Genomic DNA, 14,866 nt, shown 5'->3' with positions numbered 1-14,866 from the left:
TTCCAATCCTATTCAAAAAAAATTGTATCTGTAAAAAAACTTGTCGGGATGGAATACAATTTGATACATTTGGGTATGAAGCAATTTTTCTTTCTTCTCTTAATGATGGGTTTTACCATCCAACTCAGCCCGGCTCAAGAGATCAAAATCCTCACCTTCAATATCTATCATGGGGAAAACCCTAACAAACAGGGAGACAGTACTTTTCATTTGATTTCTGATTACCTCATCCTCAATCAGCCGGAAGTAGTAGCCCTTCAGGAAGTAGATAGCATGACGCTTAGATCTGAACGAATCTACAATCGTAAGCTGGACTTCATGCGCAAACTTGCCCGTGAGACTGGCTACAAAGGATACTTCGGGAAAGCCATGGATTTTGAAGAAGGAGGATATGGCGAGGGTCTTTTAGCGAAAAAAGGATCAGCCTATCACACCCTTCCTCTACCCAATCCAGCAGGAGGAGAGCCACGTGCAGTAGCCTGGGTCAAAGCTGAATTGAAAACACTGGAAGAATTCTATTTTGGAGGCACTCATCTTTGCCATGAATTCACCGAAAACAGAATGGCTCAGTTAGATTCCCTCATTTCCTATGCGGAAACCCTGGATAAACCGGTGATTTGGGTGGGAGATTTGAATTTTACTCCAGATTCAGAAGAATACAAAAGCATTCCATCTCACTGGAAAGAAGCTGGCAGAGAAGCTGGAAACGAACAAGCTACCTACAGAACAGGTGAGGAAGCCATGCGAATCGATTACATCTGGTATGACTCCAGGAAGTTTGAGCTGGTAGAATATAAGGTATTGGATCAAGTCACTTATTCCGACCATTATCCGGTCTGGGCAGTACTCAGGATGAGAAAAGAAGAATGAAAAGACTAGCCCTTCCGTTATTGGGATTGCTAATTACTTTTGGACTATATGCCAAAATAAATGAGCCTACTTGGATAAGCCTCTTCAATGGGAAAGACCTTGACGATTGGACCATAAAAATCCGAACCCATGACATTGGTGAAAATTTTGCGAATACTTTTCGTGTAGAAGACGGTCTGTTGAAAGTCAGGTACGATGGATATTCCAGCTTTGACCGTCAATACGGACACATCTTTTTCAATACTCCCTTTTCCAATTATTTGCTAAAAGTGGAATACCGCTTTGTAGGAGATCAATGCCCCGGTGGAGAAGGCTGGGCTATCCGAAACAGCGGGGCGATGCTCCACAGCCAAGACCCCAAAACCATGCTCAAGGATCAGGATTTTCCGATTTCGATAGAAGGACAGTTTCTTGGAGGAAACGGAAAGGACAAAAGAACCACTTGCAATCTTTGTACCCCCGGTACCAATGTCGTGATGGCCGACACGCTGTTCACTCCTCACTGCATCAATTCTCAATCGGAAACCTTCCATGGAGATCAGTGGGTGACGGCTCATTTTATTGTGTTGGGTAGTGAAGAAGTGCATCACTTGGTAGGACAAGACACTGTCATCAGCTATTACCAACCTCAAATCGGAGGAGGAAATGTAGCCCCTGTAGACCCCAAAGTAAAAGTCGATGGAATGCCTCTGGCATCTGGCTATATTAGCTTACAGAGCGAAAGCCATCCTATCGATTTTCGAAAAGTAGCGCTGGTAGATTTGTCTTCGGCGAAAAATGACCGGAAGAAACTGGAAGAACTGGTTAAAAAGGCATTGAAGTAAAAAAGGAGGCACTTGGCCTCCTTTTTTTTAAACTCTTACTTTGGTCGTACCACCACCCTCAAGGGTAATAGGCACAGGCTTATTGGTTTTCCAATGCCCTCCTGTAAAGTCAGGAATATCAATCGAATTGGAGCGATTGGCTACTGACCACTCACTCAGCGGGGTGATGCAGCTCCAAAGGGCCGCATCGTAAACGTCTTGGTCCAAAGGAAGGCCATTCCTCAGACAGTCAATCAGTCTCCAATCCATCATAAAATCCATGCCTCCGTGCCCTCCGATTTGTTTGGCCAGCTCACCTACTTTCTGGACGATTTCAGGAGTGTATTTTGACTGCAATTCCTTCATCTCCTCCTCTTTCATCCAGCTATGGCCTTTAGAAACTTTTTGCTCGGGATATTTTTGGGCAAAACCCTCCGTACCACTTACCACGTGAAGACGGGAATAAGGTCTGGGCGAGGTCACATCATGCTGGATGAAAATGGTCTTTCCATTTTTGGTTTTCACCACGGTGGAATTCATGTTCCCACGGTAGTTTTTGGCAGCGTAGGAATTCCAAAAAGGATCCTGCTCTGCCAATTCAATAGCTTTCTTCTTCATCTGAAAATCATCCGAAGACATAGAAGTCAAATAGTCCATCTGATCCCCTCGGTTGATATTGAGGATTTGACAGATTGGGCCCAAGCCGTGCGTGGGGTAAAGGTTCCCGTTCCTGAAGTTTTCTTCCAATCGCCACATACCCTGATAGCCCTTTTCCTTATCAAAATTAAGCCACAGTAAATCATGAATGTAGGCTCCCTCCACATGGACTACTTCTCCAAAGAATCCTTCCCTAGCCATCCTCAAAGTCATCAATTCAAAAAAATCATAGCAGCAATTCTCCAATTGCATGCAGTGTTTTTTGGTACGCTCAGACGTCTCTACCAGCTGCCAGCATTCATCCAGCGTCCTTGCTGCAGGCACTTCCACCGCAGCATGCTTTCCTGATTCCATAGCAAAAACGGCCATGGGCACATGCCATTCCCAAGGCGTGGCGATGTAAATCAAATCCAAGTCAGGCCTTTCACACATCTTTTTCCAAGCAAAGGCACTTCCAGAATACAAGTCCGGATTATGAGGGGTATTTTCCAGGGATTTTTTGGCTTTTTCTGCACGCTCAGGAAGCAAATCACAAAGTGCTGTGATCTCCACTCCTTCTATTTTGCTCAGTCTATCCACTGCTCCGGGACCTCTCATTCCCAGCCCCACTATCCCCACTCTTACGGTTTCTAATTTTGGAGCAGCAAAACCACACATATTGAAAGTCTGAAGTCTGGAACTTCCATAGTTAGCCTCTAAAGGCAGCGTGTTCATGGATTCTGCAAAAGCACCCCCGGCACCAAAAAGTCCAAGTCCGGTGATACCTGCTGATTTCAGAAATTCTCTTCTTTTGTTCATAAGATTTAGGGTCGATTGTCTGGTCTATTTACTAAAATTTTTAAAGAAGATCACTGCCAGAAATAAAAAAACCGGAAACAGATGTTTCCGGCCTTTCCCTCAATTTGAAAGCACTATCAATTATCTATTAACCTATGTAACCTTTTTCTTTGCGCATGTATTGATTCCCAAAATGGGATATAGCGGACAGAAACTCACCAAGCTAGTCAGGACAAAAACCCCGGCAACCACCAAGGCAATCACTCCTAAGGTTCCTTCCACAATCCCTGTAAAATACAGGACGACCAAAGCTACGGCAGCAATCAGCCGGATGGTCTTGTCAGTTACTCCCATGTTCTTTTGCATATCAATAGTCGTTTAAAAATCACATGGGTAAATCTAGACCTCTGATTGATCAAATACGATGACAAAAGTCACACAAGGAGGTGATATTCACCTAGTAGAAAAATAGGCTTGCATTACCTTTTCGGCCTGTTTCCCCTGCGGGGTAAAATCCGGCTGTCTATCGTGGGCCTGAGGATACCATTTCCAAAAAAACACGCCTGCCATCCATTCCTTCTCCCAGGCCGTCTGAAAAAATGCTTCATAACATCTCGCCTGAACCTCCTCCGAAAATGGGATTTCCTTTCTTTCATGTGGCCATACCCATGGTTCTACCGCTGCATCCAGGGTATTGCAATATCCGATCTCAGTGAAAATTACAGGTTTCTTAAACCGGCGAACCAAAGTCTCAACTCTGGGGAGATGCTTTTGCCACGAAGACTTCAATTCAGAAAGGGATGGATCATGGCCTTTGGCTAGAGGGAAATAAGCCTGAACCCCTATGTAATCCAACGCATCCCAAAATTTAACCTGTTCGAATTCTGTAAAATTTGCTGCATACGTCAGCTTTCCGGTATAGACTTTTCGAACCTCCTGAATCACCTTTCTCCAATCCTTTTCCCTGGAAGAGGTTTTTTCCAATTCGGTACCTATGCATAACAAAGGCATCTTCAGTTCCTCCGCCAGTCGTGCATAATCCAGAATGAAAGCCTGATAGTTGGCAAACCAAAGCTTCCAATCCTCCTCTGATTTCATTTCAACCTCTCCCACCCAAGCATCTCTCAGCCAGAGATGAGGCTTGAGCATATTGGTCATTTGATACTGTGAGGAGGAGTCAAGTGTGGCTTGAATCCCAAGAGGAGTCTCCCCCCACCATCTCCGATCATTTCCCATATCCCATCGGATTTCAGGCAAGTTAGGATCACTTTGCCAGCCAAAAGGCGTCTGAGAAAGGGCATTGGCGCCTGTTTGATTTAAAGCTGCCAATTCGCCGCCTTGGAGGGGATTTCGGCTTCCTACCCAACATACACCCTTCCATCGCTCTTCAACTTTCACAGGTATTTCTTCTGGATAAAAATTCCAAAAAATCAGCAGAGCGAAAATGAAGCCCACAGAACTGTACAAATACGTTTGATTCCTTGGCTTCATGGGGAGTTGGGTCAATTATTTTGGAAGTGGTTCTACCCGGATATTTTCCAGATTGATTTCGGATAGTTTTTCCAATTTACCGGAAATATACAAGTCCTGCATACTTTCCACAGGGGTATTTTTATCTTCTGGCTTGAGATTCAGATAGTTTTGGAAGCGAATTCCTCCCACTTCCATCACTCCACTGACTTCCCTCATTCTCACTCCTCCCCCATCGGTATGATAGCTGTAGGCCATGAAGTCCATCAGGTGATCTTCCTTGCCAAACCAATACAAAAACTCATCCTCAAAATGTTCTCCACCACCCTCTTGCTTGAAAGTAACTTTAATCAAGTCATAGGCCTTTCCATTGAGTTCAGTTTCTCCGAGGTGGGTTTTGACTGCAGCAGGATCATTGAGGCCGTAGGGCAAAAAGGCAAAATATGCCACAGAATTGACCGACCGGGAGAAAGCTCCAATCCGCTCTTCGGTCAAAGTGTCGATCTTCGTACCATTGACGGTTCGGACAAATCCTGAATTATTCAGCACATCCCGAACTACTCCGGTAGAATCTGTAAACTCCCGGATATATTCAAAAGCGGAGGGCGTTTTGAAAATCGTGTAATGAATATCCCTGAAATCAAGGTCAATCCTGACCTCTTCGTATCTATTGCCCCCATGAGCTTCGATGGCAGCATCGACGATTTTTTCTGCTTCAGTTCGTTGATTGCAGGAAATCGCCAGTGTAAAAAGAAGAAGGGTAAATATCAATTGGGTGATTTTCATGGTTTTAAATTTTAATGGAAATTCCTTGGAAACTGGGAAGAAATACATGGAGATATTATAGAAATAATACCTCCTTCGGAGGTTGAAATACTTTGACTGTTCCGCAAAGCCTATTTCCCTGAGCGGCGCGAAGGATATTTCTATTGTAATTCAAGGTATTTCCTTCCTGGTTCTACTATTTTTCAATCTTATACTCCGAATACTTGTACTCTGCCCGGAGAAAAAGCCTTTGGCCTTTTTCATCGACTCTCCAACTCTCCCTTTCTCCGTGAAGTTTCAATCCGTCAATATTTTCTTCCGAAAGGTCATATACCAGACTTCGGTGGTCTTTTAGCTGAACCTCATTTCCCACCATCAAGAAATTTGCAGGGTCAAAAAAGTACCACCAAGTATCGGAATCAGGTCCATAATCCACCCGGATCGACTCTACTTCCTTCCCGTTTTCCAAGACTTTTTTCCCTTCATAAATCAATTTGCCACCTTGGTCCAAAAGCTTCCAAGGCTGGGCTACGGTGTAAAAAGCCGCATCAAAATCTTTCTTTTTTGCAGCCAAAAAATCCTCGTTTTGCACCTCATTCTCTCCCATTCGATAGCGGATCTTGGCCCCATCCCAACTGATTAAATGTTTGATACTATCCTTTTCCCAAGTGATTTTTCCTTCGAAATAGGGCTGAAACCGGAATTCTAGGTATTGGTCCAATTCTGACTCTATATTTCCGCTTTCATCCAGCAAACGAGTCCATTTTCTGAATTTGAGCAAAGAAATTTCCTCCCAGGCTTCCTGACCTCCATGGGCTTGGATAGATTTTTCCAAAAGATCTTGGGCCTGCTGCTCAGGACTTTTGGAACAGGAAAATTGAAGGACTAAAATCAGTACAAGAAAGAGTCGGATGGGTGATTTCATGAAACGAAATTAAGGTTTCTTTTTTGCCGAAGGTAATCCCAATAAATCCCAAAAACCACCAAGCTATACTCCAGAGTCAGAAAAAGGGGATTCTCATGAAAAGCCTCATTTCCATACGCCTGATAAGAAAAAATCGCCCCAAAACTCCAAAGCAGAAATGTAACTTTTCTACTCATCAAGCTCAGCCCCAAGGCGGGTAAAATGTACCAAGGATGTACCACAGGCTGCAAAATCAGATAAATCAAATAGATCAAAACCCACAAATCAATCAACTCCAAGGTGGTTGTAGGTCTTCTTTTCCAAGAAAAATAAAGAATCAAAGTAAATGTCAAAAAGCTAAGCCCTTTGGTTAAATCTGCGATGGTATTATACCCTTTGATCCAAAAACCAACTTCGCGCAGGAGGTAGTAAATAGAGGCGTTAAACTCGAATTTACCCTGATACAGCTTGATACTTTCAAGAAAATTTCTCCAAGAATTATCAATCAAAAGAGGCACAAAACAAAAGAATATAGCGACAATGGTGCCTGTCCAAAACCAAGCAGTCCTCTTTACTTTTCCAAATGCCAAGAAAGCAGGTCCCAGCATCAAAGGCAAAAGTTTCATCCCAATCGCCAAGCCCCAAAAGCCTCCCGAAATTCCCAATTTACCCTTTTGAATCCCCCAAATTGCTGCCAAAAGAAAGAGTAAAACCAAGCCCTCAAAATGCAGATTTCCCGCAATTTCCATAACCGCCAAGGGATTGAACCAATACCAAAAAATCTGTTTTTGAGGAAGCTGAAAAGCTGCCAAAAGCCTCCAAAGCAATAGGAAAACCCCGATTTCTCCCAAAATCAAAATCAGACGAATAGCCAAAATCCCATTCCAGACAAAGCCTTGGGAAGCTACTGCCCCCAACCAAAAAACTGCCTGATTGAGCGGAGGGTAGACAGAATAGTAATCAGGTGAATTTAGATTTTCGAAGAGCTGATTCTCATAAGCATTTTCGGGATTAATGTTGGCCTCTTGCCATTCTCTTGGGGTCAAAGTGTATGGATTTTGACTCAATTTCAGCAATTCCCCATCCCAGAGAAAACGCACATAGTCATCAGACCAGTTAGGTACAAACCAAAGGACAGCAAATCGAAGAAGCAGCCCTACAAGCAAAATTTGACGAAAGTTGACCTTTTCTTCACTGAGGAAAAACAGCCCAACCATCCCTGCAAAGGCCAAACTGAACATCAAAAAAGTCAAACCGAATTCCTCTCTTGGTACTTGCGAAAGGAAAAACAAGATCCCCATCATGGAGAGGATCAGGAAATATTTAAGCTCTTTGTGGTAGGTATCAATCAAGATTTGAGATTCATTTAATTCTGAGATAATCGTTCTACCAGTTGATGGAGTTTTTTAGCTAATACAGATTTTGGTATCAGCTTAGTTTCGTAGTCTGCAATTATTGCAGCTGAAGTACTTCGCGCCATGGCATACTCTACTACTTCCGTATCTTTCCCTTTACAGAGTAAAATCCCAATACTTGGATTTTCAAAAGTCCGTTTTACGTCCCGATCTAAGGCTTCCAGATAAAAATTAAGCTTTCCTAAAAATTCGGGTTCAAACTCTTTTATTTTCAATTCAAACAAGACCAAACATTGTAAATCCCGATGATAAAACAGCAAGTCTGTGAAGTAGTCTTTATTCCCAACTTGCAACCGAAATTGATTTCCCATATAGGTAAATCCTTTTCCAATTTCGAGAATGAATTTTTGGAGATTAATAACAAGCGCTTTCTCCAAGTCTTTTTCTGAATGGGTATCAGGAATATCCAAAAACTCAAAAATATAAGGATCTTTAAAAAGACCTTCTGGAATTTTGGATTGACCATCAGCAACTCGTTTGTTAGAAAGCATCGTGCGTTCAAATGCCGCAGAATTTAACTGTCTTTCTAATTCCCTTTTTGAGAATTTTTGGGTAATACAATTGATCAAATAAAAAATCTTTTCTTCCGCAGACTTAGTTTTTGAAAGAATCAGTAAATGATTCGCCCAATTTATTTGTGTCACCAGTGGTGTCACAATTTGAGAATACTTGTTTTCGATAGCTGACAATTGTGTCACCGGTGGCGACACAATTTTAACCAACTGATTATCTAAATTTTGCAAATACAAATTGAAAGTTGAAACAAATTCATGCGATGTATAAGTCTCATAAAACTGCTTCATTCGATATAACCCTCGGCGGTTAAAGCCTTTCAAGCCAGGACAATTCTCTTGTATAAAATCAGCTAACTCATCTACCGTTTTTTCGCCCCACACACCATTTGAAACTTTATCAGAAACAAGATTCCCTATCTTAAAGTACAAAATGACCAATTCCTCGTTTACTTTCTGAAAAGCCCGGTTTCTGGATTCTTCAATCAGTAAAACGACTTGTTTGAATTCGGTATTCATGCTATTAAGTTTCATCATGACTCAAAAAATCTCGGAATTAAAAGACCTGCAAATATCTTCATCGGTATCTGAAACTCCCTTTCAGAAAATATCAAAGCCCCAAATCCTTACGAAGCGGTTCAAATACCTTTTCGTTTTTATTCCAATAATCCAAAAGCTGCATTTGGGTGCGAACAGCGGTGGTCACTTCCTGCTGTCCATTGGCTTTGGTCCAAGTCTCGGTAAATCCCAAAATCTCATAAGGAAAGAAATCCTGATACCTGATGGCAACCTTCCTTCCCAAATTGGAATACATCACTTCTATTTCCGATTGATTGGAGCCTAAGCTTTTTTTAGAAATAGCTGCTTGCTCAACCTTGAGTGGAATGTGCGCAAATCTCTGAAAGATCAGACTTGGAATCAGTGCCAAATTGCCCATTGGAACCAGTTCCGGATTCAATCGGATCAGATTAAAAATTTCCTCTTCAGGCAGTGCATTGATTTTGACCTCGGCATCTCCCTCCTCTTCGAAGTAGGAAAACAACTTCGCTGTATATTTTCCACTTTTATGATTCATTTGAACGAAGGACTGCCCGCACCATTCTGTTACAGAAGCGGTGAGTTTGGGAGAAAGGGTCTCTTCATATACCGGGGTAAATACAGACAGCATGGTGTGGTAAGGATAAACCCCCGTCACAAATTCCCGGGTCATATTGAGCTTCATGACCTTTTGGGCATCCGAAGGACGGTCTTGAGGATTGTCCAATTTGACTTGCTTGGTTCTGGAAAAATCCTCTGTCACAAAAATCATCACTGCTTGCCCTTCCCTCACTTGTCCATACCGGCTTTGTTGGAGGTCAAAGACATTGATTTCTGCTTTTCCCTGATACCAATACTTGGCAAATTGCTCTTCCTCGACGCCTTCTCGACCTGGAGAGCTGCAAGCAAAAAGGAAGAGTAGAAAAAGAACCGAAAAGTTGAAATATCGAATTTCAGATTTCGGATTTCGGAAAGGGAATAAAGGATTTTTCATTTTCTGATTTTCAAAGGGATAGCCAATTCGATAAGAACTTGCTGCCTACTGTAACTGCAAACTTGAGACAGAATTACCAATACTTGAAGATCGTAAAAATAATTTTATACCCTGCGCCGATCACTCCTTTGATGGTACCGCTGACTTTGGAAACTCCGATTCGCTTTCGGTAATTGACCGGAACTTCGGTATAGCGAAGACCTGCTTTGTGGGCTTTGATCTGCATCTCGATGGTCCAACCGAAGTTTTGATCGACCATGTTTAAGTCTAGCAGCCTTTTCCATACAATGGCTCGAAAGGGTCCCAAATCAGAGAATTTCGCTCCCTGCATGTACTTCATCATCGTCGTGGCCAGCCAGTTTCCAAAAACCTGAGGCAAGGTCATGGACCCTTTTTCTCTCATCCCCAAGGCTCGGGAACCAATCACCATTTCCGCTTTCCCATCCACAATCGGCTTCACCAAATCACGCATTTCCTCCGGATAGTCGCTGTAATCTCCGTCCAAAAACACCACGATATCTGGCTGGATTTCCTGGGCTTTGATCCAATCCATAGCTGTCAGACAGGCTTTTCCGTAGCCTTTTTGAGGTTCGAAGACCACTATTGCTCCGGCTGCTTTCGCCACTTCTCCGGTTTGATCTGTGGAATTGTTGTTGGCTACCACAATATGCCGGACAAATCCCGGGATTTCCCCAATGACCTTTGGGATGGATTTCTCTTCGTTGTAAGCCGGGATGATTACGTCAACTATTGGGGGATTATTCATGGGTGGGGATTATTTTCCCAAGGCATAGGACCTGAAGGAAGTCACAAAAACAAGACTATACCCAAAGGCCAGCATCAAGTGAAAGGGAAGGAAGAGGAAGTTTTGCTCGCGAAAAGCCAAAACAACCATGGCAATGAATATGAAAGCAAAAACTCCTTCAAACCAAGTGGTGATAGGCATTCTCAGATGAAGATATCGATTGCTAGTCAGTTTGGATTTGCCGGACTCCAAGTTAAACTTGGGGGTACGGATAAAAGGAGATTTTTTACCGGTGAGGCCTTCCCATACTGCTTGGGCATTGTGCAAAGCCAAACCCATAGAAACCGAAAGGAACAGGGGAAGCTGCCACACCACTCCCAAAGCCGAATCCACAAAGCTCTTTTTTCCATAGAAATAGGAAACCAGATAAACTCCGGCAATCAGGACAAACCCAAGCAGAAAGACCGCGGATAACCGGAAAAGCACAGGCGGAATTAAGCCTAACTCACCTGCCCACCACACGCCGATGCTACTCAGACTGGTAACCAATACGGCAATAAAAATGGCACTATTAAATAGATGTGCGAAGGAGTGGAATTTGACCCGGAAAGGCAAAGGTTTCTCGTAGACAGAGCCGGCATGCTTTACGGCACACTCTGCACCACCTTTGGTCCAGCGGAACTGCTGACTTTTTATGGCAGACATAATGGGGGGCAACTCTGCTGGCGATTCGATTTCGGGTCTGTAGACAAACTGCCAGCCTTTCTTTTGGGCACGGTAGCTGAGGTCCAAATCCTCAGTAAGCGTATCGTCATGCCAGTTACCCGCATCGATGATGCAGGACTTTCTCCAGATCCCTCCTGTCCCATTGAAATTGATGAAAGCCCCCTGCTCATTTCTTCCCATTTGCTCGATGAAAAAATGAGCATCCAACGCAAAGGCCTGAAGCCTGGTGAGCAAGGAATAATTCCTGTTGAGATGAGTCCAGCGGGTCTGAACCATTCCGATTTTTTCCGATGAAAAATAAGGCAAAGTCTTCAACAGGAAGTCCGGGTCAGGGACAAAATCCGCGTCAAACACTGCGATAAATTCTCCTTTGGCAGACTCCAAGCCTTCGCGAAGAGCCCCGGCTTTGAATCCTTGGCGATTGCTGCGATGAAGGTGGATAAAATTAATCTCCGGGTACTCTGAAATTTTCTTTTGAATCAATTCGCTGGTTTGGTCGGTGCTGTCATCCAAAATCTGGATTTCCAAGAGGTCTTTGGGGTAATTGATTCTGGAAGCTGCATCGATTAGCCTTTCGACCACATAGAGCTCGTTGAAGACAGGCAGCTGAATGGTGACTTTAGGCCAAGACTCCGGATTTAGCTTAGGAATCTGGTCCCAATGCTTCCTTGCTTTGAGAAAATGAAACAAAAGATGCCCCTGGGCTAGACTGTAGATGAAAATGAATAGCATTCCCAAGACATACAGACCGCAGAGGATATAGATGAAAATCATTTATGCATTGATCTTAATGGAATCATTGCCAATCAGAATTGGCAATTCCTGAATACGGTTTTCTTCCGGACCATTTTCCAGCTTGAGTACTCCTCTGGGACAGACAGCAGAGCAAACTCCACAGCCTACACAGGAGGATCGTACAATATTTTGGCCTCTCTGCGCATACCAGCGTACATCAATTCCCATCTCGCAATGAGTTGAGCAGTTGCCGCAAGAAATGCACTGACCGCCATTGGTGGTGATTCGGAATCTGGATTTGAATCGCTGCACTATTCCCAAATAAGCAGCAAGTGGACAACCAAAACGACACCATACCCGGTTCCCCATGAATGGATAAAATCCAGTTCCTACCACTCCTGCAAAAGCTGACCCAATCGCAAAACCGTAGAACGAATGTAGCTGGTTGGTCACATTTCCCAAAAAGCTAAATCCGGAGAAATAATTCGCGATAGTCACCACCGTCATTACCACTGCCAAGACCAAGACGCTGTGTATGATAACTCGCTCGTATTTCCAAGCTTTGAGTGATTTGTCCGAAAGCTGCCTGAATGGATCTCCCACAGTCTCTGCTAAACCTCCACAACCGCAAACCCAAGAGCAATACCATCTTTTCCCGAAGAAATAAGTGAAAACAGGAACCCCAACTATAATCAATAAAATACCCCAAATCAGCATAAACATCCCCACTCCTCCACTTGAGAGAAAGGTACTGACCTGATAATCATAAAAGAAATCATAGTCCAAAGGCCAAATATTCTTGAAGTCAAAGTAGGGCTGATTAAGCAATACCAATATTTCGGGAATCAGGAAAGCAAAGGCTGTTTGAAAAAACATCACCGATGCCGTACGGAGCTGCTGATACTTATTTCCTCTGTATTTTCGGAACATCCGTACCCCCATCACCAAAATGGCGAGGGTATAAATAAGCCCGTACAGGAACCATTGGCTGGCCGGATTTCCCGAAAGAGCGCGAGAAATAGGATCCACCATCCACACCAAATTCACCAAATAGGCCGGAAACCAATAGAGAACCACATAAAACAAAATCAAAAAACCTCCGGTAATCATTCCCAACCAACCTCGATTTTTTAGTTTGGAATGAAATATTCCGTTGTTTTTGATGCCGGAAGGTTCATCTGAAAATTTACGAAAGTTGTATAAATACCCACCCAAAACAGCCAATCCAATAGATAGAACAAACCAAAGCCAAGGCTGATCTCTTACTGGGCTTTGAAGGGCCGCTTTTGCCAAGGCAAATCCGTAATCATCCCAAATCACTTGGTCCCATTGCTGCTGAGCTTTGAGTTGGTCATTGTATTCATTGAACCTTCTTCCAAACTCAGAAAGAAAAGAAAAATTGGAACCAAACTCCTGCCCGTACATAGGTTGGAGGATTTCGACCATTTTTTCCTGATGGATTTCCTTCGTGTTTTCAAGGACCAAATTTTCGCTGAGGGTGTATGTTCCCAAAAAAGGGATTACCGTGAAGATGGTAATTCCAATCAGAAACAGTCCCAAACCTATCTTTTCGATCAACTTCATATTTTTGCTCCGAATAGTTTATGAATAAAAGAAGGCTTGCTCAGAGCAAAATCTCCTCCGTGCTCTTTCTTGAATTGCCTTTGAATTGAGGTGATAAAATCCGGGAAAAACTCCGGGTCAAAGTTCGCTTTTTGCAACTTGGAAATGACTCGTTCTCCGGTCCATTTCTCCCGGATTGCCTGATCAAAGAATTCATGCCGGAGTCTCAGGCCAAATGTATTTATTCCCAAAAGGGTATGGTTTTGATCCATCAGCATGCGGAAGCATACCTTTCCTCCCGAGTGCTCCCAAAAGAAACTTTTCACTTCCTCTTTATTCCATTTTGGTGGAACCGTGCCGTAGGTTTGGTATTCGATGTCGAAGAACTTAGCGGAATTGAACCAAACCCCGGGTCGGTAGGATGTTTTCCTTCCACAAAGGGTCTCTGCCAAAGTCTCCCCGTGCATTCTTCCGGTGTACCAAACCTGCTCGATTGTCCTTCGGTCAGCTGCAGGGGCTTCCTCAAATTCCGCACAATCTCCGATAGCGTACACATCGGGTAAGTTGGTTTGGAAAAAGGAATCCACCTTTATCCCTCGATTGACCTTCAAGGCTGTATTTTTCAGAAAATCCACATTGGGGCTTACTCCTGCGGTGAGTCCCACAAATTGACAGGGAATTTCCTCTCCGGCAGAAGTTACCACGGCCTTGACTCGTCCATGGGAATCCGAAAGGATTTCCTTGAGCTCGGTTTCCAACCTAAGATCGACATGGTGCTCGAGAATATGTCTTCCAACCAATTCAGATTCTTCCTTAGGCAAGACATTGTCCCAAAAGCCTTTCTCCCGAACCAAAAAAGTAACCGGAATCTTCTTGTAGGCCAGCATTTCGGCCATTTCAATTCCAATTAAACCTCCTCCGACGATTACAGCTCTTTTTACTTCAGGACCAGTATTCTTTTCCATCAGCTCCAGGTCTTGTTTGGAATAAAGTCCTTGTACACCATCCAGGTCCTGACCTGACCAGCCAAACTTATTCGGCTTAGATCCAGTGGCCAGGACCAACACATCGAAATCTAAGGAATCATCATTGGAGAAGATGAGTTTTTTGGAAGCAAAGTCCACTTCGGTTACCCATTGATGAATGAGTTCAATTCGGTTTTTTTCCCAAAACCAGCTTTCGTAAGGCTGGGTATGCTCAAACTTCATGTGTCCCATAAAGACATACATCAGAGCTGTCCTGGAGAAAAAGTAAGGGCTTTCTCCGGAAATTACCGAAATCCGGACCTGATCATCCTTTTTTCTGAGATGTCTGGCACAGGTAATTCCCGCGATTCCATTTCCCAGAATCACAATGTGTCGATTTGCCATGATGGACTTTTTTGGAAAGATAA

At 43.5% G+C, this 14,866-nt stretch carries 14 protein-coding genes; 2 read left to right on the top strand and 12 right to left on the bottom strand.

Translation table 11 applies throughout. From position 1 onward, the window contains the following. Window positions 1-75: 75 nt before the first annotated feature. Both AAA938_RS02795 and AAA938_RS02790 read left to right on the top strand, forming a co-directional pair. On the top strand, window positions 76-870 hold the full coding sequence (locus AAA938_RS02795; RefSeq protein WP_338227102.1) for an endonuclease/exonuclease/phosphatase family protein: 795 nt from the start codon (window positions 76-78) through the stop codon (window positions 868-870). Then, a complete protein-coding gene (locus AAA938_RS02790) occupies window positions 867-1,694 on the top strand; it encodes a 3-keto-disaccharide hydrolase (RefSeq protein ID WP_338227101.1) in 828 nt (275 codons plus the stop codon). The genes AAA938_RS02795 and AAA938_RS02790 overlap by 4 nt, the downstream gene beginning before the upstream one ends. A gap of 27 nt (window positions 1,695-1,721) precedes the next feature. Here the strand turns inward: AAA938_RS02790 and AAA938_RS02785 are convergent, their stop codons facing one another. From AAA938_RS02785 to AAA938_RS02730, 12 genes are all read right to left on the bottom strand, one after another. Further along, complete coding sequence (locus AAA938_RS02785) at window positions 1,722-3,128, bottom strand: Gfo/Idh/MocA family protein (protein WP_338227100.1); 1,407 nt, start codon at window positions 3,126-3,128, stop codon at window positions 1,722-1,724. 132 nt (window positions 3,129-3,260) lie between these two features. Next, complete coding sequence (locus AAA938_RS02780) at window positions 3,261-3,473, bottom strand: YgaP family membrane protein (protein ID WP_338227099.1); 213 nt, start codon at window positions 3,471-3,473, stop codon at window positions 3,261-3,263. An 87-nt stretch (window positions 3,474-3,560) separates the two neighbouring features. Beyond that, window positions 3,561-4,598, bottom strand: a complete 1,038-nt coding sequence (locus AAA938_RS02775) for a glycoside hydrolase family 113 (protein ID WP_338227098.1) — start codon at window positions 4,596-4,598, stop codon at window positions 3,561-3,563. 15 nt (window positions 4,599-4,613) lie between these two features. Then, window positions 4,614-5,363: a DUF6503 family protein gene (locus AAA938_RS02770; RefSeq protein ID WP_338227097.1), complete on the bottom strand. Its 750-nt coding sequence runs from the start codon at window positions 5,361-5,363 to the stop codon at window positions 4,614-4,616. 175 nt (window positions 5,364-5,538) lie between these two features. Continuing rightward, window positions 5,539-6,267 carry a hypothetical protein gene (locus AAA938_RS02765; protein ID WP_338227096.1) on the bottom strand — a complete coding sequence of 243 codons (729 nt, stop codon included), beginning with the start codon at window positions 6,265-6,267 and terminating at the stop codon, window positions 5,539-5,541. Then, entirely contained in the window at window positions 6,264-7,598 is a 1,335-nt protein-coding gene (locus AAA938_RS02760; protein ID WP_338227095.1) for a glycosyltransferase family 87 protein, read from the bottom strand. The genes AAA938_RS02765 and AAA938_RS02760 overlap by 4 nt, the downstream gene beginning before the upstream one ends. Before the next feature lie 14 nt (window positions 7,599-7,612). Further along, window positions 7,613-8,692, bottom strand: a complete 1,080-nt coding sequence (locus AAA938_RS02755) for a PDDEXK nuclease domain-containing protein (RefSeq protein WP_338227094.1) — start codon at window positions 8,690-8,692, stop codon at window positions 7,613-7,615. A 91-nt stretch (window positions 8,693-8,783) separates the two neighbouring features. Further along, window positions 8,784-9,704 (bottom strand): hypothetical protein, encoded by a 921-nt coding sequence (locus tag AAA938_RS02750; RefSeq protein ID WP_338227093.1) that lies wholly within the window; start codon window positions 9,702-9,704, stop codon window positions 8,784-8,786. Window positions 9,705-9,777: 73 nt separating this feature from the next. Continuing rightward, the gene (locus tag AAA938_RS02745; RefSeq protein ID WP_338227092.1) at window positions 9,778-10,470 is read right to left on the bottom strand and encodes a glycosyltransferase family 2 protein; all 693 of its coding nucleotides are present in this window, start codon (window positions 10,468-10,470) and stop codon (window positions 9,778-9,780) included. 9 nt (window positions 10,471-10,479) lie between these two features. Continuing rightward, window positions 10,480-11,949, bottom strand: a complete 1,470-nt coding sequence (locus AAA938_RS02740) for a cellulose synthase family protein (RefSeq protein WP_338227091.1) — start codon at window positions 11,947-11,949, stop codon at window positions 10,480-10,482. Continuing rightward, a complete protein-coding gene (locus tag AAA938_RS02735) occupies window positions 11,950-13,494 on the bottom strand; it encodes a 4Fe-4S binding protein (protein WP_338227090.1) in 1,545 nt (514 codons plus the stop codon). Continuing rightward, window positions 13,491-14,843 (bottom strand): NAD(P)/FAD-dependent oxidoreductase, encoded by a 1,353-nt coding sequence (locus tag AAA938_RS02730; protein ID WP_338227089.1) that lies wholly within the window; start codon window positions 14,841-14,843, stop codon window positions 13,491-13,493. Before AAA938_RS02730 ends, AAA938_RS02735 begins: the two co-directional genes overlap by 4 nt. Between the last annotated feature and the right edge of the window lie 23 nt (window positions 14,844-14,866).

It is taken from the genome of Algoriphagus taiwanensis (assembly GCF_036245645.1).
GTDB lineage: Bacteria > Bacteroidota > Bacteroidia > Cytophagales > Cyclobacteriaceae > Algoriphagus > Algoriphagus taiwanensis.
Note: the sequence above shows the minus strand (reverse complement) of the source record. Positions and strands in the feature narration are given on the sequence as shown.